Raw genomic sequence first — 20,862 nt, 5'->3', positions numbered from 1 at the left:
CGGACTTCGACCTGAAGCGTCACGAGGAGTTCAGTGGCAAGAAGATGCAGTACTTTGATCCCGAGCTATCGGAGAGCTACACCCCATACGTGATCGAGACCTCAATAGGTGTAGACCGTATGTTCCTCAGCCTAGTCTGTGGATGCTATGAGGAGGAAGATCTAGAGGGTGGAGAGAAGCGCACAGTGCTCCACCTACCCGCTGCACTAGCTCCTGTCAAGCTCGCTATCCTGCCTCTCGTACGCAAGGATGGGCTAGACGACAAGGCTCGTGAGCTGTATGATACCCTCAAGTTCGACTTCAACTGCCAGCTCGACGAAAAGGACTCTATCGGTAAGCGTTATCGCCGACAGGATGCCATAGGTACTCCCTACTGCGTGACCATCGACCATCAGACGATGGAGGATGGCACGGTCACACTCCGCCATCGTGACACGATGCAGCAGGAGCGTCTTCCCATCAGTGCTCTCAGAGATCACCTCGTCGAGGAGACTTCGCTGAAGAGCCTACTACGTCGCATATAAGCTCTATACACCTATGATACGCAAGCTTCTATATACACTCGCCCTAGGCGTCACGGCTCTCGTTGCCCTGCCTAGCTGTAATGACACCGTCGATACCCAGCAGCAGCGTCGTGAGAACAATGAGACTGTCTTCCGCTCCTTCAAGGGACGTGAGGGCTATAGTCAGGTAAGCATCCCAGGTATCTATGGGAGCAACTTCGTCTACATGAAGTACAATACCCGAGGCACTGGCAAGGTCAAGCCCGCAGCCACCGACAACGTGCGCTGCCAGTACACGGGCTACCTGACGACAGAGTGGACGGAGAATAGTGCTCAGGCACGTCCCTTCGACAGCAATGCCAACCAGACACTGATCACTCCCGCACGTGTCAATACCTATATAGTAGGCTTCGCTATCGCACTACAGAATATGGTAGAGGGTGATGATGTAGATGTCGTCATCCCCTGGTACCTCGCCTATGGTGGACAGGGTGTAGGGACGATCCCTTCATATTCTAGTCTCTACTTCAAACTCAAGCTCGTAGAGATCGTCAAGTAACCCAAGAGAGAACTAAATGCATATACTCATCTCGAACGATGATGGCTTCCGCGCCGCAGGTATTCAGGAGCTAGCCGCTGCTATGCTCCCCTACGGCGAGGTAACCATCGTCGCACCCGATGGACCACGCTCTGGCTTTTCCGGAGCCATCACCACCACACAGCCCCTTCGTCTAAAGCACCGCCATCAGGATGGTGCTCTACAGGTCTATAGCTGCGAAGGTACTCCTGTGGACTGCGTGAAGCTAGCCCTCAATACGGTCTTCGCTGAGAAGCGACCCGACCTCATCCTATCAGGTATCAACCACGGGAGCAATGAGGGCATCTGTGTCAGCTATTCGGGTACACTAGGTGCCGCTCGTGAGGGCTGTATCTATGGCATTCCTTCGCTAGCTATATCACTCGATGATACAGCGTGGCACCCCGACTTCACTAGCTCTATAGACTACACCCTACAGGTCGTAGAGATGATGAAGCGCACTACCCTACCCCGACAGACTATGCTCTCGCTCAATGTCCCCAAGGATGAGCCAAAGGGTCTCAAGATCTGTCCTATGACGGTAGGACGCTTCGTAGAGGAGTTCGTCAATAGCCAAGATGGTCGGGGCAAGGAGGTACACTGGATGACTGGCTATCAGACACCCGGTGACGACCCTCACCCAGGTGACTGGCACTATCTACGCGAAGGGTGGGCTACCCTCACCCCACTGCAGCTAGATACGACCAACCACCAGTACCTAGAGGAGCTACGCTCCCTAGCTAATAGATAAGCTAGAGCCATGCGCTACTTCCTAGTCGCAGGCGAAGCCTCTGGAGACCTACACGCCTCAGCGCTCATACGAGCACTCAGGCAAGAGGATCCAGAGGCTTCGTTTGCCTTCATGGGAGGAGAGCGAATGCAGGAGGCTTCGGGTACTGCCCCCATAGCCCACTACTCGTCGGTGGCCTTCATGGGGATTATCGACGTAGTGAAGAACCTAGGTACGATCACCAAGGTAGGTAAGGCCGTGCAGCGTGCCCTCCTAGCCTTCCGCCCCGATGTGGTCATCCCTGTGGACTTCGCAGACTTTAACCTACGCTTCATCCTTCCCTTTACCCGGGAGAAGCTCCCCGAGGCCAAGATCATCTACTACATTCTTCCCAAGCTGTGGGCATGGCGTAGTGGTCGTATCCGCAAGCTCCGTCAGTATATCCACCATGGGCTGTGTATCCTGCCCTTTGAGGAAGAGTACTTCGCTAGCCGAGGCCTTCCCGTCACCTATGTGGGTAATCCTTGTACGGATGCACACCTTAACTACCTCGGCGAGCATCCCGAGGAGGTCGAGCGTACCTCTCTAGTGACGCTCATCCCAGGGAGTCGTCGGGGTGAACTGAAGAGCAACCTCCCCACAATGCTCGCCGCCACCGCCTCCCTCCTAGAGCGTGGCTATGAGGTCACGATAGCTGGAGCTCCTGGGCTAAGGCAAGAGGACTACACGCCCTATCTAAAGGGGTATGAGGGTGTAGGCATTACCTTCGGGGATACCTATGGTCTCATGCGCCGCTCTCTACTCTCCCTCGTCACCTCGGGTACGGCTACACTCGAGACAGGACTGTGGCGCACCCCTATGATCGTCTGTTACCGAATGGGGGGAAGTAGGGTGGTGCGACTTGGCTTCGAGCGTCTCTTCTCTGTGCGCTTCTTCTCCCTCGTGAATCTCATCCTCGATAGAGAGGCTGTACCCGAGCTCCTAGGCGACCGAATGAACAGCAGAGAGATAGCAGAGCATATTGCCCCTCTACTCGACAAGGCGAGTAGTGAACGAGAGGTACAGCTAAGGGCACTGGATGAGCTGTGTCATCAGGTAGGTACAGAGCCCGCTGCTCCTCGTGCTGCACGTGCCCTGCTTACCTTGGTAAGGAGTTAGGAAGGCTCTTCCTCCCCTTCCCTAGATAGCCTTACCTACCTCTCCTTAACCCTAGACCTACACACCTCTATCCCCCTTCCCTACAGAATACACAAGGAGTATGTGCAGTGCCCCTAGCTCGCTCTATATCCCAGCTCCACATACCCCATTTCTCCTTAACCCTAGATCTACACACCTCTATTCCCCCTTCCCTACAGAATATACAAGGAGCATATGCAGTGCCCCCAGCTCGCTCTATATCCCAGCTCCACATACCCCACTATACATAAGCCTCAGACCAACTCACCCAAAGAAGTGCAAGCCATGATCACCCACACTACATCATATACGGAAGAGGTACTCGAGTCGTGTGGGGAAGCAGTGGACAGGCGGTGGGTATCCTAGGGATAAATAGCAGGGCTACCCACATGCACTATCCACCCCCAGCTCTCGCCTCAAGTTACCCTAAGGGAGGATGTAGATAACCACATAAGTTATCCCTTATTCATACACGTGTTAAAAAGTATTCGCAAGGCGAAGGGGATTACCAAGACGTGGACAAAAAGTAACCGAAATATTGAGACCTCTATACACGAGTCACTTACCCCAGTGTATAGCTTGTGAATAAGCGGGGACAAAGGGTAGGGATAAGGCCGTGCATTACAATTTCTCTCCTACGATCAGTTAGCTACCTTACCCACCAATCCACGGCCTATAACACCAACAGGGTATAAAGAGAGAATATATATTTATCCTTATTTAACCTCTTATTATTTATGTGGGTGGATAAGCCCCAGCGGTGAACGCTCTACCTCGGACAGCTGGGGAGTAAGATTAGGGGAGACGTATGATTTCTTTAGTTCACGGCATTCTTTGGCTCTTTGGGGCATTATTTCATGTCCGAGGGAGCCTTCGCTGTATCCCTAGAGTGCCTAGACGTTAGTCCCGAGGAGAGATAAATAAGAGAGCCTATCGGGGATGATACTTAGAGCGATGTTGTGTACACGTGTGTATACAGTTGTGTACACGCAGGTACACTATAGTGTACACACGTGTATACTTTCTCCTCCTAGGTAGTAGGTATACGATCGGTATGTCTACAGCTAGGGCACAGGTACTTCTAGCTTGTGGGTATGCTCTGTATGTATGCTCTGTGAGTACTATGCCCTCGCACTAGGATGATTTCATGCTTCGGCTCTGGGAGTGAGGTCTATCCTCTACCCAAAGGGGAAGCAGAGGAGGGGACTCCTCACCATAGGGTTATAAAGGGAGAGTAGGGGGATCAATCTCACGATGATACGTGATTCTATAGGTTAAAACTATTATCTTTGTTTGTGATACTTCGCTATTTGCGCATCATTTAAAGACGAAACAATGGAAAAGCCCTATGTAATAGGTGTAGACCTCGGAGGTACTAACACCGTCTTCGGCGTAGTAGACGCCCGTGGTAATGTCGTCGTAAGTGCATCAATCAAGACGGCTACGCACAACGATGTCGAGCTCTACCTGAATGACCTCGTCGGGGGTCTGAATATGCTCATTGAGCAGGTAGGTGGTAAGGATAAGATCCGTGGTATAGGCGTGGGTGCCCCCAACGGTAACTACTTCAGTGGCTCCATCGAGTTCGCTCCTAATCTCCCCTGGAAGGGTAAGATCCCCCTGGCTCAGATGATACAGGAACGCATGGGGATCGGTGTCGTACTGACTAATGATGCCAACGCTGCAGCTATCGGTGAGATGACCTATGGTGCGGCACGTGGGATGAAGGACTTCATCGTCATCACCCTCGGTACGGGTGTCGGTAGCGGTATCGTAGTGGGCGGACAGCTCGTCTACGGACACGATGGCTTCGCTGGCGAGCTCGGGCACATGATCGTCCGACGCAATGGACGTATGTGTGGCTGTGGACGTCAGGGCTGTCTCGAGACCTACACCTCTGCTACAGGTGTCGCTCGTACGGCACGTGAGTACCTCACCATCCGCTCCGATGAGAGCCTGCTTCGTCAGCTAGATATAGATAGCATCACCTCTAAGGACGTCTTCGACGCTGCCGTAGCTGGCGACCAACTGGCTCTGGAGATCTTCGAGAGCACGGGAGCTATCCTCGGTGAGGCGTGTGCAGACTTCGTCACCTTCTCCTCTCCTGAGGCGATCATCTTCTTCGGTGGTCTGACCAAGTCTGGTGACCTGCTGATGAACCCCATCCGTCACCACATGGAGAAGAACCTACTGACGATCTACAAGGGCAAGACCAAGCTCCTACTTTCCCAGCTCAAGGAGAGCGATGCTGCCGTGCTCGGTGCTAGCGCACTCGGGTGGGAAGCTAGGCAGCTATAAAGAATACGATACAATCCGATCAAGCGAAGAGCCAGCCAAGGGACCACTAGTGCTACTAGTCACCTCTGCTGGCTCTTCGTCGTTTGCTTTCATTTAGTGCGTATTTATGATCCAGCATCCATTATCTTCGTTTCACTACTGTCCTCGTTGCGGACAGACGGGGCTAGAGCACGTGCATGGCAGGGCTATCCATTGCTCGCACTGTGACCTGACCTACTTCCACAACGTAGCCTCGGCCGTAGCCTGCTTCGTGCGTGATGATGCAGGGCGTCTACTCTGTGTGCGCCGTGGTAGAGAGCCAGCCAAGGGGACACTAGACCTACCAGGGGGCTTTGTCGATCCCGAGGAGACTATAGAGGAGGCTGTCCGTAGGGAGCTGCTGGAGGAGACTGGGCTCACAGCCGGTAGTGTACGCTACCTCTTCTCCATCCCCAACATCTATCCCTATTCGGGGCTGGATGTGTATACGGCTGATACGTTTTGGCTCGTGCGTGTACCCTCCTTCGACGGGGCTGAGGCACGTGACGATGCAGCGGAGCTGGTGATCGTAGAGCCTAGGGAACTGGAGGTACGACACTTTGGCCTCATCTCCGTACGCTCCTCGATCAAGCGACTCCTAGGGGATCTCTCCCTGCTGGAAGACTAACGGGTTAGGAGGGGAATATCTTGGATCTCTCTCGACTGAAGGGCTATGCACCGCTGTGCTTCATCACGGCGGGCGTACTGTTGTGGCGTGTGACCTCGCCCTATGCGGCTATCTTGCCATGGATTATAGCCTCGATGCTTTTCTTTGCGGTGGTGAATATGCGTCCTAGGAACATTCGTCCTAGGCCACAGCACCTACTGCTCCTACTCCTACAGCTCTCTATCGGTGCAGGACTCTACCTGCTGCTCTCGCTATGGAATAGGGATATAGCGTGTAGCCTCTTCATGTGCTTCCTCGCACCTGCTGCTACGGCTGCTGGTGCTATGACGAGCTTGATGGGGGGCGATGTAGGCTTTGCTACGGGCTATACGATCGTGACCCATGCGGTGATCTGTATCCTTGCTCCTCTGCTCCTGCCTCTGATAGGCGGGGGAGAGGGTGTGCCCTTTTGGACACTCTCGTCTCAGATAGCCCTACTGGTAGCACGGATGGTAGTACTACCTATCCTGCTGGCGTGGACAGTACGTCTCGTGATGCGCCGCTTCGGTAGAGAGCCTCGTCCACACCGTAGGCTCACCTATTGGCTCTGGCTCTCCACGCTGATCTTTATCCTAGGTAGGGCGGTGCACTTCGTCTATGAGGAGGGTGCGGAGAGCATCCCGCTGCTCCTTGCCTCTTTTTGGGTAGGGCTGATAGCGTGCTTTATTCAGTTCAACCTAGGGAGAGTGCTAGCTCCGAGGATAGGGATCGAGGAGACGGCTTGTCGTCAAGCCATGGGGCAGAAGAATACGGCTCTCGTGCTGTGGCTCTGTATCTCCTTCCTCCACCCTCTGGCAGCACCTGGCATAGCGGGCTATATAGCTTGGCAGAACTTCTTCCTAACCTATTACATGCGTAAGACTCATACAGACTAAAAAGGAACTAATATGAAGAAAACCTTTATTCTACTGCTGCTCCTCTCGCAGGGGCTCTCCTCCTTAGCCCAGACCAAGGGTAAGGAGCCATGGCTAGACCCCGAGGTCAATGCCATCAATCGTCTACCGATGCACACGAGTTTCTTTGCCTTCCGCTCGGACGAGCAGACCGAGGACAAGTATGCTAGCCAGCACTTCCTCTCGCTCAATGGGCAGTGGCGATTCCACTGGGTGCGCAATGCCGATGAGCGCCCTCGTGACTTCGGTAGCCTAAGCCTCAACGACAAGGGCTGGGGAACAATGCCCGTACCCGGTATATGGGAGGTCAATGGCTATGGAGATCCCCTCTATAGCAATGCCATCTATGCCTGGCACAACCAGTACAAGAATAACCCTCCCCTCGTCCCCATCAAGGAGAACCACGTCGGGAGCTATCGTCGTAGCTTCCATATCCCTGCCTCATGGCGAGGTAAGAAGGTCATCGCACACTTCGGCTCCGTGACCTCCAATATCGACCTATGGGTCAATGGTCGCCCAGTAGGCTATAGCGAGGACAGCAAGATAGAGGCAGAGTTTGACCTCACTCCCTATATCAAGTATGGTGAGGAGAACCTCATCGCCTTCCAGACCTTCCGTTGGTCTGATGGTTCCTACCTCGAGTGTCAGGACTTTTGGCGTCTGAGTGGTGTAGCTCGTGACTGCTACCTCTATGCCCGTGAGAAGAAGGGAATCGAGGACGTGCGCCTCGTAGCTGGTATCGATGTGAAGACCTACAAGGGCGACCTAGCTGAGGGCTCGCTCCAGGTAGAGCTACGCAAGAGCGAGGGCAACCTACCCGTACAGCTTACCCTAAGAGATGCCGAGGGCAAGGTAGTCATGGAGCAAAAGAACTTCACCGATCAGAAGGGTACCTTTACCCTCAAGGAGGTCAAGACTTGGTCAGCTGAGACTCCCTACCTCTACACCCTAGAGCTTAGGACGGCAGGGGAGGTTATCCGCCAGCGAGTAGGCTTCAGAGATGTGCGTATCTCGGGTGGTCAGCTCCTCGTCAATGGTCAGCCTATCCTCATCAAGGGTGCTAATAGACACGAGATGGACCCAGATGGGGGCTACTATGTCTCCAGAGAGCGTATGCTCCAGGATGTGCTCGTGATGAAGCAGCTCAATATGAATGCCGTGCGCACCTGTCACTATCCCGATGATGACTACTGGTACCAGCTCTGTGATGAGTATGGGCTGTATGTGGTCTCGGAGGCCAACCTAGAGTCCCATGGTATGGGCTACGGCAAGGAGTCACTAGCACACCGAAAGGACTTCCTACGTGCCCACCTAGAGCGTAATGAGCGCAACGTACAGCGTGGCTTCAACCACCCAAGTATCATCACCTGGTCACTCGGTAACGAGGCTGGGCATGGGGCGAACTTCCACGCTGCCTATGCACTCGTCAAGAAGCTTGACCCCACACGTCCCGTGCAGTACGAGCGTTCAGGGCTAGAGGCGACGGACATCTACTGCCCGATGTATCGCCAGCCCCATGAGGTGATCAAGTACCTAGAGAGCTCGCCCAAGATGCCCCTCATACAATGCGAATATGCCCATGCTATGGGAAATAGCGAAGGGGGATTCGACGAATACTGGGAACTCATACGTCGCTATCCGCAGTACCAAGGGGGCTTCATCTGGGACTTTGTCGATCAGGGTATACGTTGGCGCACCAAGGACGGACGTAGCTTCTACTCCTATGGTGGGGACTTCAACCGCTATGACTATTCGGACAACAACTTCCTAGACAACGGGCTCATCAGCCCCGACCGCAAGCTCAATCCTCATGCCCATGAGGTGAGCTACGTACAGCAGAGCATTCGCCCAACTCTATTGGATTCACAGACGGGCAAGGTGAAGGTCTACAACGAGTACTTCTTCATCGACCTCAGTCGCTACGACCTCCGCTGGGAGCTCTCCGTGATGGGACGACCCGTGCAGTCGGGTATGCTCACCATGCCTGCTATTGCCCCCCAGCAGACAGGGGTGCTGACGCTACCCTATCGCCTGCCGAAGGCCTCCGAGCAGGAGGATGTGACGCTACAGCTCTACTTCGTCCTGCGTGATGCGGATGGTATCCTCCCTGCAGGTACACAGCTCGCCTACGATCAGTTCATCCTACAGCGTGGTAAGATGCCTGCCCTAGAGCTCGGCAAGAGATGGGCACAGACACCCCTACAGCTGGAGGATAATGACAGGAACTACTACGTCGTACGAGGTGCGGATTGGCGCATAGACTTCGACCGCCACACGGGCTTCCTCTCTCGCTACGAAGTGGCAGGAGTCAGCCTGCTGGACGAAGGACATCAGCTACGCCCCAACTTCTGGCGGGCTCCTACCGACAACGATATGGGTGCTGCTCTACAGCGCCGATACGAGGCTTGGCGTAAGCCCACCCTCAAGCTCACCTCCCTCAAGCCCGAGGAAGCTAAGGATGGTACACTCCAGCTACAGGCAGACTACACCATCGAGGGTATTGGGGCAAGCCTAACGCTCCACTATACGATCGATGCCACAGGGCATATCCTCTATGAGCAGACTATGCAGCCTGCTGCGGGTGCTAAGACCCCGAACTTCTTCCGCTTTGGGCTCAAGGCAGAGCTACCTAAGGAGCTTGACCAAGTAGAGTACTACGGCCGTGGTCCAGTAGAGAACTACCCCGACCGCAAGATTTCCCAGCCCTTCGGTCTCTATCGCAGTAGTGTCGAGGAGCTCTTCTACTCCTACATCCGTCCTCAGGAGACGGGACTCAGGAGTGACCTCACCTACTACCGTGTCCTTGATAAGGGTGGGCGAGGTCTAGAGGTACGCTCAGACAAGCCCTTCATGGCTTCGGCTCTGAACCGAAGTATGGAGAGCCTAGATGGCTATCCCGAGAAGACCCAGCAGCACTCGGAGCTGATCCCCCGTGCACCCTTCACCCAGCTCCTTGTAGATGGTGAGCACATGGGCTTGGGTTGCTACAACAGCTGGGGGGCTCTACCTCAGGCGAAGTATCTCCTGCCTACGGATCGTCCCTACAAGCTCCGCATCCTCCTGACACCGATCGTACCCCTACGTCCTCACCTCTAGGGTGAGCTAGTTTGGTAAGGGGGAGCACGCTCCCCCTTTACCAAACCTCTCCCTCCCAAGCCCGTAGGAGTGTGTCGCACGGCGACACACTCCTACGGGCCTTTTATTCCCCCTGCCCTCCTGCCACCATGAGCCCTAATAGGGCTAGGTCGAATAGCCCTAATAGGTGCGATAGGTCTAATAAGTGCAATAGGTCTAATAAGTCCAATAAGAGCAATAGGTCTAATAAGTGCAATAGGTCTAATAGGTGCGATAGGTCTAATAAGTCCAATAGGTGCAATAGGCAGGGCTATGCCACTCTCCCACCCTACCTATCGCACCTATATCTCCCAGCTCCTGCCAGGGCTGTGCCTTCACCGATCAGCCCATTGCACCTATTGGACTTATTAGACCTATTGCACTCATTGGACTTATTAGCCCTACTCCTACGCTACCAGCCCTAGAGCTCATTCCGACTGCCCTATGCGCCTATTGCTAGAGGGGTGGGAGAGGACACTATATGTCCACCCTAATCACCTTACATAGGTGACGACAACGCTCTCGGTATGATCGCTACTGCGCTCTCGGTATGTGCGCATCCATCACCTTACATAGGTGATTACAGAGGACTCGGTATGTACTATTTTTCTCTTCTCGGTATCTGCTATTTTCCGTTCTCGGAATGCTTGTGATAGAGGGCTTTGGCTATTGGACTTATTCGACCTATTGCACCTATTGGACCTATCACCTAAGTCTAATAGGTGCAATAGGTCTAATAGGCCGAATAAAGAGAGGGGTGTATGCGTTATAGATGTACGCTCTCGGGGAAGTGCCCCTAGAGGGATCATGATCTCTGCCCTTCCTCCTCGGAGGGAGGACACAGAGAGGGATGAGTGAGGGCTGAGGTAAGGGAGGCAATGGGCAAAGTATGAGGGAATTCCGTATCTTTGTAGGTATCAAAGTATGTGCACCCGAGCAGTTCACCCCTCCCCCTCTACAGCGTGCTGTGGGGTGTAGGCGGACAGAGCTAGGATGTGTGGAGTCTTGACAGGGCTCTATGGCAGGTGAATAGCAGGTCCTCTAAGCGTGACCCCTCGGAAAATAAAAGACGAATGAAATCAAGACGTATACTGTACATCTCGCAGGAGATTTTTCCCTATCTACCTGAGTCAGATGTCTCCCTGACGGCACGTCGCCTACCCCAGGTCATACAAGAGGCGGGGAACGACATCCGTATCTTCATGCCACGCTTCGGTGTCATCAACGAACGACGCAATCAGCTGCATGAAGTCATTCGCCTCTCCGGGATCAATATGATCATCAACAACAATGACCACCCCCTGATCATCAAGGTGGCTTCGCTCCCTACGGCACGCCTGCAGGTGTACTTCATCGACAACGATGATTTCTTCCGCCGTAAGAGCCTCTTCGGCTCTGAGTCCAAGGGAGAGAACGACAACGATGAGCGCTCTATCTTCTTCGTGCGAGGTGCGCTGGAGACGATCAAGAAGCTACGCTGGATACCGGATATCATCCACTGCCACGGTACCTTCACGGCACTAGGGATGCTCTACCTCAAGAAGTTCTACAACGAGGATCCCTGCCTCAAGAAGGCTAAGCTCGTCTTCTCCCTCTACAACGAGGCTGAGCCCGTAGAGATGCCCGAGCGTCTCTTCGATACGCTGAAGTTCGACAAGATCAAGCCAGCAGCGGTCTCCTCCATGCAGGGTAAGGTGGACTATACGGCACTGAATCGTCTGGCCATACACTATGCACATGGTGTCGTCCAGGGGAGTGCAGAGCTGAGCCCCGAGCTCCATGAGTACATCCAGGAGCGGGGGACACACTTCCTGCCCTATCCAGGCAAGGAGTTTGACGCAGAGATATACAACGAGTTCTATAAGAAGATCCTTCCATGATACAGACTCAGTCCATCACACGAGGTCTATTCCTCATCTGTCTGGGCTTCCTAGTCTCCTGCTCCGATAGTCTATCAGAGATAGGAGAGAGCGTACAGCCCGAGAGCGACAAGGTGCAGGGAGAGATGACCTACCTACAGCTGACCGCCTCGACGACCGCAGACGAGAAGGTCTACTCGACGACGAATAAAGCCCTACTCGGTGTCATCAACGACCTAGAGTATGGGAGCGAGCGCGGGGAGTATATCACCCAGGTGCGTACAGCACAGGACTTCAAGCTCTCGCCTGAGCCTCAGGATGGCAAGATCGACTCTGTCACCCTGCGTCTCTACTATGCTCGTAGAGAGGGTAATCTGAATGCGCCTATCAAGGTAGAGGTCTACGAGATCGCCAAGGGCTTCACTGGGGGCACGCTCTCACAGAGTGACCTAGAGAGCTATCGTCAGGCAGGTACCCTCGTGGGATCAAGGAATATCGTCCCCGACCGAGATGCCTACAAGCAGAAGATCAGCCGTACGGACTCTGTATTCTTCGTATCGATCACGCTCAATAGAGAGCTTGGACAGCGTATCTATGACCTCTCGAAGAGCCACCCTGAGTACTTCGCTACGCAGGAGTCCTTCGGCAAGAATGTCCTCGGTGGTCTTCTCGTTACTCCTTCGACGGGCGCAGGCTATATGCTCCAGATAGCTGAAAGCAGTCTTCTGCTCCACTTCCACCGTCCACATGAGACGAAGAAGGATAGCGTAGTGCACTATGCCCAGCCCTTTGTCAATACAGAGCTCACTCCTCACCTCAACGGCCTTAGTGCTACGGAGCTTAGCCGACTGACTGCTAGCAATAGTCAGTACACCTATGTCAAGGGTCCCGCAGGTGTCACTACGGAGCTTACCCTAGGTGTGGATCAGCTCAAGACCCTACTAGCGACAGCACCAGCTCTGCCTAGTGGGACGGATAAGGAGACCTTCTTCAGACGTACGTGGCTCCTTTCTGCGGCTAACGTCTCCCTGCAGGTAGACAACCCCACGAAGATCCTGCTGAACCCTCCTACCTATATGCTACTGATGACGACGCAGCAGGCACAGGAGTTCTTCAAGAGCCCCAGTCCTACGATACAGAATGGGAAGACCTACCTCTCTGATGCCTACCGCAGTGCATCGAAGGTGTACAACTTCAGCAATATCGCCGAGCTCGTCACTCGTCACCTCATCGAGCACGCGACCTACGCCTCTGGCACGGGCTGGCAGATCACCACGCCACTGCAGCTACGGATGATCCCAGTAGCCTACAACAGCACACAGGGCTCGACGATCACCCTAGAGCAAGAGCTCTTCCCCTACTTCGTCCGCCTATCGAAGGAAGCCAAACATCTACGTGTAGGCTTCATTACCGCTAAACGAAAGCAGTAAAGACAAACACAGGGGGACACCCCCCGATCACAGCACTGCTCCCCACCTGGAGGGAGTGCTGAGGTCGGGGGGTGTCCCTTCTCCATAAAAATAGATACACACATGCATACACGTAACATCAAGCTTCGCCTAACGGTGATGAACTTCCTGCAGTTCGCCATCTGGGGCGCGTACCTCACCTCCATGGGGCGCTATCTCGGTTCAGCGGGATTCGCCGAGGGTATCGGGAACTTCTATGCCATGCAAGGTATTGTCTCCCTCTTTATGCCCGCACTGATGGGTATCGTCGCTGACCGCTGGATACCAGCTCAGCGCCTACTCGGTCTGTGCCATGCGATAGCAGGACTGCTGATGTTTGGGCTCTTCGCCTACACCCTCACGGAGGCACCGAGCTACTCGGTACTCTTTACGATCTATACGCTGAGTGTGGCCTTCTATATGCCCACCTTGGCACTAAGTAACTCCGTGGCCTATTCCTCCCTCGAGCAGGCCGGTATGGATCTAGTGAAGAGCTTCCCGCCGATCCGTGTCTTCGGTACGGTGGGCTTCATCTGCACGATGATCACGGTGAGCTTGATCGGTGTGGAGGCTACTAGTGGGCAGTTCGCTATCTCGGGCGGTATAGGGCTGGTGTTGGCTCTCTATGCACAGACACTGCCCAACTGTCCGACTGCACCTAAGGGCGAGGGTAAGGGGCTGGTGGAGGCTCTTGGTCTAAAGGCCTTCTCGCTCTTCAAGCAGCGCAAGATGGCACTCTTCTTTATCTTCTCCATGCTCCTAGGGGTAAGTCTACAGATCACCAATGGTTTTGCTAATCCCTTCATCAGCACCTTCGGAGAGATACCCGCCTATGCAGAGACCTTTGGGGTCAAGCATGCCAATATCCTCATCTCGCTCTCTCAGCTCTCGGAGACGCTGTGTATCCTGCTCATCCCCTTCGCTCTGCGTCGCTTCGGTATCAAGATCGTTATGCTGATCGCTATGATGGCTTGGGTGCTACGCTTTGCGTTCCTAGGTTTAGGCGACCCAGGAGCAGGCGTTTGGCTCTTCCTGCTGAGTATGGTCGTCTATGGGGTGGCCTTTGACTTCTTCAATGTCTCGGGTTCGCTCTTCGTGGACAAGGAGACAGACCCATCTATCCGCTCCAGCGCACAGGGGCTCTTCATGATCATGACGAACGGGATCGGGGCTACCCTCGGTTCGCTAGGGGCGCAGGCGGTCATTAACCACTTCGTCTACAGCGAGCATGATGTGAATGCTCAGCTAGCAGGCTGGAGCCTAAGCTGGTACCTCTTCGCTGCCTATGCAGCTGTTGTTGCCGTCCTCTTCGCTGTGCTCTTCCGCTACAAGGCGGATGTAGCACGCTAGTCCGTCACCCCCTTACCTACAGCACTGGGATATGACCATAGCATACGATGCCAAGCGTATCACGAACAACGCTACGGGGCTAGGCAACTATAGTCGCTTCGTGCTGGAGACGCTGACGGAGTTTCGCCCAGAGAATCGCTATCTGCTCTACTCGCCTTCGGCGGGTGACCCAGCTCTCTACAAGCGACTACTCACCCACCGCTCCGTGCACCTCTTCACCCCCCATCGTGCGCTGGCTTTACTTGGAGGGAGCATATGGCGCAACTATTCCGTGCCCCGTCAGCTCCCTCAGCAGCACGTGGATCTCTACCATGGGCTCAGCAACGAGCTCCCTATCGGTCTCTATCGTGCTCGGCACATCGGGACGGTGGTGACGATCCATGATCTGGCATTTGTGCGCTACCCGCAGTTCTATAAGGGTATTGACCGTCTCCTCTATCGCAAGAAGTATGGAGCCTCTGCACGACATGCCGACCGAGTGATCACCGTCAGCGAGGCTACCCGAAGGGATGTGATCGACATCTTCGGAGTAGAGGAGGAGCGGGTGACAACGGTCTATCAAGGCTGCTCCGAGGCCTTCGCCTCTATCACTCCCGAGCAGGTCGCAGAGGCACGTAGCCACTTCGCACTACCCCGACGCTACATCCTCTTTGTGGGCAGTATCGAGGAGCGTAAGAACCTCGCCCTCATCGTTGAGGCTCTTGGTCAGCTCCAGGATCGTGAGCTCCACCTCGTAGCCGTGGGACGCAAGACACCCTACGTACAGACCGTGCTGGAGTGTGCTCGGCGTATGGGAGTCCTCTCTCGCCTGCATCTGCTACATGGCGTCCCCAACGGCTACCTACCGGGTATCTACGCTGGCGCAGAGGTCTTCGTCTACCCTTCTCGCTTTGAGGGCTTCGGTATCCCCATCATCGAGGCGCTCAATGCGGGTGTACCGGTCATCGGTGCTACGGGCTCTTGTCTGGAGGAGGCTGGTGGCCCTCATAGCCTCTATACAGACCCTAAGGATGCTACCATGCTGGCGGCGATGATTGATCGGGTAGTCATCGACATCTCCCTACGCAAGAGGATGATCGAGGAGGGAAGGCGCTACGTAGAGCGGTTCACCCCGAAGCGTATAGCCAAGGAGCTATCTACGATCTATGAGGAGGTGCTCCTCTCACACGAATAGTCCCCTCCCGAGCCTCATCCTAGGCGAAAGCTAACGCACCCTCAGGGACAATAAATGATATGCCCCACTCCTCAGCCTATGAGGAGTGGGGCATATCGCTTGTAGGGGGTGCGGAGGTGGCTACTTTGCCCCTCTCTGCTTACGGATGACGTGACGTACCTCCTCGAGCTTCTCTACACGCTGTAGACGCTCGGGCTCTGTCTCGGTGAAGAGCTCTTCGTGGTCGGCGGGACGTACATAGGCTAGGGCATCACCCTTGCGGATGTTAGCACCCTGAGCAACGACTTCGCTTAGGCGACCAGTGAAGTTGGAGATCACGGGCTCAAAGTACCCTGCAGTCGTCTGGATGTAGCAGAGGGGCTCACCCGTACGGATGAAGGTACCTAGCGCAGGTGCCGTAGAGTAATCCTCGGGATCTACCTCCCAGATGATCTGACCGGAGGCAGGAGCGCTGATAGGCTCTGTGCCTTGACGCTTAACCTTCAGTGCATCTTCCTCGCTGTAGCCCTGCTTGACGAGGGCGGCCGTCTTGGCCTTGTCTAGGTCAGCCTGGAAGCGTTCCTTCGCTACACCGCTCTTGTAGTCACGGTACTGAGCCTCGTGCATAGCGAACTCGAAGAGCTCTTCGTCGTCCTCACCGAGCTCCCAGCCATTCTCTTCCATCTCCTTGCGGAACTTGTCGAGGGCATCGGGATAGTTGAGCTGTGGGTCTTCGGTCGTGAACTCCAGACCCTTCTCCTTAGCTAGAGCGATGATCTCTGGGTCGAGCTTACCAGGGAGCTGTCCTGACTTACCGAGGATCATACCCCAGGTATTGTTGTCGATAGCTTCCCAGCGACCCTTGCCGATGGTGAGGTTGTAGACGTTCATCAGAGCTACATTCTTCACGTACTGGCTGAAGGGTGTGACGAGTGGGGGGTAACCAAGACGTGGCCATACATAGGCTACTTCGTCGAAGAGGCGCACGAGTAGGTCGTCTACAGTGAGCTCCTTCTCGCCCTTCTTGCGTAGGTGCATGTTGATACCAGCGTGTACACCCTTCAGGTCAGCCATCATGGAGCCCATCATACCACCGGGTAGACCGCAACCTACGAGTAGGGAAGAGGTCAGGAGGTTAGAGCGGTCCATAAAGTAACCGAGGAAGTCGTCGATGAACTCCTGTGTGAGGGCACGAGCACGCATATAGGCGTCCATGTTGATCTCGGGTACCTTGTAGCCAGCGTCTAGGAGCATCTCACGGATGGTGATGACGTCTGGGTGGATCTTACCCCAAGATAGGGGCTCCATAGCTACGTCGATGATGTCGGCACCATTGTCACATACCTCGAGCATGGAGGCTACGGAGAAGCCAGGGCCAGAGTGACCGTGGTACTCGATGATGACCTCGGGGTGCTTGGTCTTGATGGCCTTGACGAGCTTGCCGAGGAAGCGAGGGCGACCGACACCAGCCATGTCCTTGAGGCAGATCTCGGGGGCACCAGCAGCGATGAACTGGTCAGCTAGGTCAGCGTAGTACTCTACGGTGTGCACAGGCGAGTGGGTAATACAGAGTGTTGCCTGTGGGATCATACCCGCCTCCTTAGCGTACTTGATGGAGGGGATGACGTTACGTGGGTCGTTGAGCCCGTCGAAGATACGTGTGATGTCTACGCCCTGAGCCTTCTTGACCTTGTACATCAGGCGACGTACGTCGGCAGGCACGGGGAACATACGCAGACCGTTGAGTCCACGGTCGAGCATGTGGGTCTGGATACCCGCTTCGTTCAGGGGCTTGGTGAAGGCACGTACAGCCTTGTTGGGGTTCTCCCCATAGAGGAGGTTCACCTGCTCGAAGGCACCACCATTGGTTTCCACACGAGCGAAGCAGCCCATCTCGACGAGTACGGGAGCGATACGCTCGAGCTGATCCCGACGGGGTTGATACTTACCCGAGGACTGCCACATGTCGCGGTAGATGAGGCTGAATTTGATTTCTCTCTGCTTCATAAGAGTCGATGGTTGTTTTAGGTATTTATTGTTTACTATTCCTTAGTCACATGGTGGGTGGAGCATACTCAGGGTGTGTAGCCACTGCAGTGCGATGAGCCCAGCCGTCTCGGTACGCAGACGGCTCTCCCCTAGGGTGATGGGGGTAAAGCCTAGCCTAAGGCCTTCCTCGAGCTCCTCGGTCGTAAAGTCCCCCTCCGGCCCGATGGCTACCAGCACATCCTGCTGGGGGGTAAAGGCACGATCTATGGTCACCCGATCGGGGCCAATACCTTCACGGCAATGGGCAATCAGGCGCACGAGCTGTCGAGCCTCAGCGAAGAGCTCGGTGATGCTGACGTCTGTACGTAGGGTGGGGAGGAGAGCCTTCTGTGACTGCTTCATCGCACTCTGTACGATGCGTTCTAGTCGCTCTTGATTGACATGCTTGCGCTCGGAGTGCTTAGTGCGAAGGAGTATGATCTCATCTACACCTACCTCTACCATCTTCTCGATCATCCACTCGATGCGGTCGATATTCTTGGTAGGGGCGACAGCTATGCTCCAGTGTGCGGGCCAGTACTTCTGCCACGCTTCCTCTCTAGTGATCGAGAAGAGGCAGTGACGGCGGTCCACGGCAGTGACGAGGGTCTCATAGAGTGTACCTCGGCCATCGGTGACGAGAAGTTCGTCGCCGACAGAGGTACGTAGAGCTCTGATTGCGTGTAAGGCCTCGGCCTCAGGGAGCTGCTGTTCCTCGCGCAGCTGGGGTGCGTAAAAGAGTGGTAGATCCTTCATCCAAGCATCATGTCCATTTACTCTACCAAAGTTAGTCTTTTTGTGGCAAATAGAGGCAGGTAGTACTGTAACGTCTCCCCTTCCACCCAAGGCGAGGCTCTCCCCACCCGCTCAGGTAGCACACTGCCTACTAGTCCCATAGCTAGTCTAGGCAGGATAGCTGTGGGTCGCTCGTGGGGTAGACCTAGCCGAGTAGGACTAGTGTAGGTGGGAGTAGGTCTAATAGGTCCAATGGGTGCAATAGGTCTAATAGGGTGGTCGGTGAAGTGCCTCCATGGCGAGTCGTAGGTAGGGCTAGGTGTGATAGGTGGGGGTCGAGGTAGCTGGGGTCGAGTATGGCGCTAGCGGAGTAGAGCTGGGACTAGTGTAGGTGATAGTAGGGCTAATAGGTCCAATGGGTGCAATAGGTCTAATAGGGTGGTCGGTGAAGTGCTCCCACGGCGAGTCGTAGGTGGGCTAGGTATGATAGGTGGGGGTCGGGGTAGCTGGGGTCGAGTATGGGGCTAGTGGAGTAGAGCTGGGACTAGTGTAGGTGAGAGTAGATCTAATAAGTCCAATGGGTGCAATAGGTCTAATAGGGTGGTCGGTGAAGTGCTCCTATGGCGAGTCGTAGGTAGGGCGAGGTGTGATAGGTGGGGTCGGGGTAGGGTGGTGTAGTATCTGTTTATTGGACTTATTAGACCTACTCATACCTATCTGACCTACCCCCTATCTAATGCTCGCAGGAGTGTACATTCTGAGAGGGCTAGGAGGGTGCATACTGAGTCCTCTGTAATCACCTATGTAAGGTGATGGATGCGAACATACCGAGAGCGCAGTGGCGATCATACCGAGAGCGTTGTCGTCACCTATGTAAGGTGATTACAGAGGACATACCGTGTCCTCTCCCAGCCCTCTCAAGACCTGCATAGGTGGGGGCTCGGAGAGAGCACCATATCTGTCCTGTAGTACCATTATATATAGGTGTCGTAGGGTAGGGGTGGATGGGGCTGTGGGACAGCTGTGTGTAGATGTGCTGGGGCGGAGATGTATCGGAGGGTAGGGCAGCATACCTAGGGATAGAGGGAACGATATGTGTAGACAGGGTGGGACGGAGTGTTAGGCTGGTGGGAGGAGACTAGAGATAGTAGGGTGGAGATGGATAGGCTGGTAGGGTGGGCTAGAGTGTAGGGGAGGTGGCTAGGGTGGTGGGGGACTGTGTGCAAGATTGTGGAAGGGGTGCTATGTATGGGGGATTAGGGTATCCGTCTCTAGGGAGGAGCTGTATGGCTATCTATGGGGGAGGGCGGAGTAGGGTGGTGGCCTTCTGCTTGAGGGGAGGGGATGGAGTGGGAACATGGGCAGGGGATGGAGGGGCTTTTGGGTGGGGGAGACTTGGGGTGGATATTCACCTGATTTGGTGTAACTTTGTAAGAAGATTACTTATTTAGACAATCACATTGGAATACGTTTTTTCGCTGGAGATGAAGGTGCGCGACTACGAGTGCGACCTACAGGGCGTCGTCAATAACGCCAACTACCAACACTACATGGAGCATACCCGACATGAGTTCCTCGAGAGCCTCGGGGTGAACTTCGGGAAGATGCACGAAGATGGGCTGGACGCCTTCGTCTCTAAGGTCACCATCGCCTATAAGAAGAGCCTTAGGAGTGGAGACTTCTTCCGCTCTGCGCTCACCTGCCAGATGCGTGGCCCTAAGCTCACGTTCTACCAGGATATCCTCCATACCGATGGCAGTCTAGCCGCTCGTGGTGAGGTCGAGTGTGTGCTGGTACGTGATGGGCAACTCACCCGTGGGGAGTTCTTCGCCGACCTCCTCAAAGACGTCTTGAGCTAAGCCCCCGAAACCTACCCTATCCCCACTCTTAGAGGAACAGCCCCCATCCATATCCCCTAGACAATGGCAAAGAAGATCGTAGAGACCCCCCTGATGAAGCAATACATGGAGATCAAGGCCAAGCACCCAGATGCTATCTTGCTCTTCCGTGTCGGGGACTTCTATGAGACCTTCAGCGAGGATGCCATCGCCGCAGCAGAGATCCTCGGGATTACGCTGCCCCGCCGTGCTAATGGCTCGGCGATGCACATTGAGCTGGCGGGCTTCCCCCATCATGCTCTGGATACCTACCTTCCCAAGCTGGTGAGGGCAGGTAGACGGGTCGCCATCTGTGACCAGCTGGAGGATCCCAAGCTAACGAAGAAGCTTGTCAAGCGTGGGATCACCGAACTCGTCACTCCGGGGGTCGTCACGGGGGACAACGTCCTGCACAACAAGGAGAATAACTACCTCG

General features: G+C 54.8%; 15 protein-coding genes and 1 pseudogene. 14 read left to right on the top strand and 2 right to left on the bottom strand.

The features are described 5' to 3' along the window. From QZ554_RS05435 to QZ554_RS05380, 12 genes are all read left to right on the top strand, one after another. Nucleotides 1–524 (top strand): His/Gly/Thr/Pro-type tRNA ligase C-terminal domain-containing protein (locus tag QZ554_RS05435; protein ID WP_297194852.1); only part of this gene is annotated, 524 nt, incomplete at its 5' end. Nucleotides 525–537: 13 nt separating this feature from the next. After that, nucleotides 538–1,062, top strand: a complete 525-nt coding sequence (locus QZ554_RS05430) for an FKBP-type peptidyl-prolyl cis-trans isomerase (protein ID WP_297194851.1) — start codon at nt 538–540, stop codon at nt 1,060–1,062. A gap of 16 nt (nt 1,063–1,078) precedes the next feature. Then, entirely contained in the window at nt 1,079–1,831 is a 753-nt protein-coding gene (surE, locus tag QZ554_RS05425; protein ID WP_297194850.1) for a 5'/3'-nucleotidase SurE, read from the top strand. A 9-nt stretch (nt 1,832–1,840) separates the two neighbouring features. Beyond that, a complete protein-coding gene (gene lpxB / locus QZ554_RS05420) occupies nt 1,841–2,968 on the top strand; it encodes a lipid-A-disaccharide synthase (protein ID WP_297194849.1) in 1,128 nt (375 codons plus the stop codon). Between the two features lie 1,353 nt (nt 2,969–4,321). Beyond that, nucleotides 4,322–5,284, top strand: coding sequence for an ROK family protein (locus QZ554_RS05415; protein WP_297194848.1), 963 nt, complete (start codon nt 4,322–4,324; stop codon nt 5,282–5,284). 106 nt (nt 5,285–5,390) lie between these two features. Further along, complete coding sequence (locus tag QZ554_RS05410) at nt 5,391–5,930, top strand: NUDIX domain-containing protein (RefSeq protein WP_297194847.1); 540 nt, start codon at nt 5,391–5,393, stop codon at nt 5,928–5,930. A gap of 20 nt (nt 5,931–5,950) precedes the next feature. After that, nucleotides 5,951–6,844: a sodium Bile acid symporter family protein gene (locus QZ554_RS05405; protein ID WP_297194846.1), complete on the top strand. Its 894-nt coding sequence runs from the start codon at nt 5,951–5,953 to the stop codon at nt 6,842–6,844. Nucleotides 6,845–6,856: 12 nt separating this feature from the next. Then, nucleotides 6,857–9,958 carry a glycoside hydrolase family 2 TIM barrel-domain containing protein gene (locus tag QZ554_RS05400; RefSeq protein WP_297194845.1) on the top strand — a complete coding sequence of 1,034 codons (3,102 nt, stop codon included), beginning with the start codon at nt 6,857–6,859 and terminating at the stop codon, nt 9,956–9,958. Nucleotides 9,959–11,049: 1,091 nt separating this feature from the next. Next, nucleotides 11,050–11,856, top strand: a complete 807-nt coding sequence (locus QZ554_RS05395; RefSeq protein WP_297194844.1) for a glycogen/starch synthase — start codon at nt 11,050–11,052, stop codon at nt 11,854–11,856. Next, nucleotides 11,853–13,265, top strand: a complete 1,413-nt coding sequence (locus tag QZ554_RS05390) for a DUF4270 family protein (RefSeq protein WP_297194843.1) — start codon at nt 11,853–11,855, stop codon at nt 13,263–13,265. The genes QZ554_RS05395 and QZ554_RS05390 overlap by 4 nt, the downstream gene beginning before the upstream one ends. 102 nt (nt 13,266–13,367) lie before the next feature. Then, nucleotides 13,368–14,633, top strand: a complete 1,266-nt coding sequence (locus QZ554_RS05385; RefSeq protein ID WP_297194842.1) for an MFS transporter — start codon at nt 13,368–13,370, stop codon at nt 14,631–14,633. Nucleotides 14,634–14,664: 31 nt separating this feature from the next. Then, on the top strand, nt 14,665–15,807 hold the full coding sequence (locus QZ554_RS05380; RefSeq protein WP_297194841.1) for a glycosyltransferase family 1 protein: 1,143 nt from the start codon (nt 14,665–14,667) through the stop codon (nt 15,805–15,807). Between the two features lie 120 nt (nt 15,808–15,927). On the opposite strand, the gene QZ554_RS05375 is transcribed toward QZ554_RS05380, so the two are convergent. Continuing rightward, complete coding sequence (locus QZ554_RS05375; protein WP_297194840.1) at nt 15,928–17,793, bottom strand: oxaloacetate decarboxylase; 1,866 nt, start codon at nt 17,791–17,793, stop codon at nt 15,928–15,930. Between the two features lie 42 nt (nt 17,794–17,835). Continuing rightward, on the bottom strand, nt 17,836–18,570 hold the full coding sequence (locus tag QZ554_RS05370; protein ID WP_297194839.1) for a 16S rRNA (uracil(1498)-N(3))-methyltransferase: 735 nt from the start codon (nt 18,568–18,570) through the stop codon (nt 17,836–17,838). A 1,463-nt stretch (nt 18,571–20,033) separates the two neighbouring features. Here QZ554_RS05370 and QZ554_RS05365 point away from each other — a divergent pair. Both QZ554_RS05365 and QZ554_RS05360 read left to right on the top strand, forming a co-directional pair. Further along, nucleotides 20,034–20,408, top strand: a complete 375-nt coding sequence (locus QZ554_RS05365; RefSeq protein ID WP_297178513.1) for an acyl-CoA thioesterase — start codon at nt 20,034–20,036, stop codon at nt 20,406–20,408. Nucleotides 20,409–20,471: 63 nt separating this feature from the next. Beyond that, nucleotides 20,472–20,862: pseudogene (locus QZ554_RS05360) on the top strand (DNA mismatch repair protein MutS); the annotation flags it as partial.

The sequence above is a fragment of the uncultured Porphyromonas sp. genome (assembly GCF_915070105.1).
In the GTDB taxonomy this organism is placed as follows: Bacteria; Bacteroidota; Bacteroidia; order Bacteroidales; family Porphyromonadaceae; genus Porphyromonas.
The sequence above is the reverse complement of the archived record's forward strand: the minus strand, read 5'-3'. Positions and strand labels throughout refer to the sequence as shown.

Bases quoted from the DNA above. Each gene is read 5' to 3' on its own strand.
- QZ554_RS05370 (WP_297194839.1), bottom strand. From the start codon at position 18,570: ATGAAGGATCTACCACTCTTTTACGCACCCCAGCTGCGCGAGGAACAG.
- QZ554_RS05385 (WP_297194842.1), top strand. From the start codon at position 13,368: ATGCATACACGTAACATCAAGCTTCGCCTAACGGTGATGAACTTCCTG.
- QZ554_RS05365 (WP_297178513.1), top strand. From the start codon at position 20,034: ATGAAGGTGCGCGACTACGAGTGCGACCTACAGGGCGTCGTCAATAAC.
- QZ554_RS05390 (WP_297194843.1), top strand. From the start codon at position 11,853: ATGATACAGACTCAGTCCATCACACGAGGTCTATTCCTCATCTGTCTG.
- surE (WP_297194850.1), top strand. From the start codon at position 1,079: ATGCATATACTCATCTCGAACGATGATGGCTTCCGCGCCGCAGGTATT.
- lpxB (WP_297194849.1), top strand. From the start codon at position 1,841: ATGCGCTACTTCCTAGTCGCAGGCGAAGCCTCTGGAGACCTACACGCC.
- QZ554_RS05410 (WP_297194847.1), top strand. From the start codon at position 5,391: ATGATCCAGCATCCATTATCTTCGTTTCACTACTGTCCTCGTTGCGGA.
- QZ554_RS05415 (WP_297194848.1), top strand. From the start codon at position 4,322: ATGGAAAAGCCCTATGTAATAGGTGTAGACCTCGGAGGTACTAACACC.
- QZ554_RS05375 (WP_297194840.1), bottom strand. From the start codon at position 17,793: ATGAAGCAGAGAGAAATCAAATTCAGCCTCATCTACCGCGACATGTGG.
- QZ554_RS05380 (WP_297194841.1), top strand. From the start codon at position 14,665: ATGACCATAGCATACGATGCCAAGCGTATCACGAACAACGCTACGGGG.
- QZ554_RS05430 (WP_297194851.1), top strand. From the start codon at position 538: ATGATACGCAAGCTTCTATATACACTCGCCCTAGGCGTCACGGCTCTC.
- QZ554_RS05395 (WP_297194844.1), top strand. From the start codon at position 11,050: ATGAAATCAAGACGTATACTGTACATCTCGCAGGAGATTTTTCCCTAT.
- QZ554_RS05400 (WP_297194845.1), top strand. From the start codon at position 6,857: ATGAAGAAAACCTTTATTCTACTGCTGCTCCTCTCGCAGGGGCTCTCC.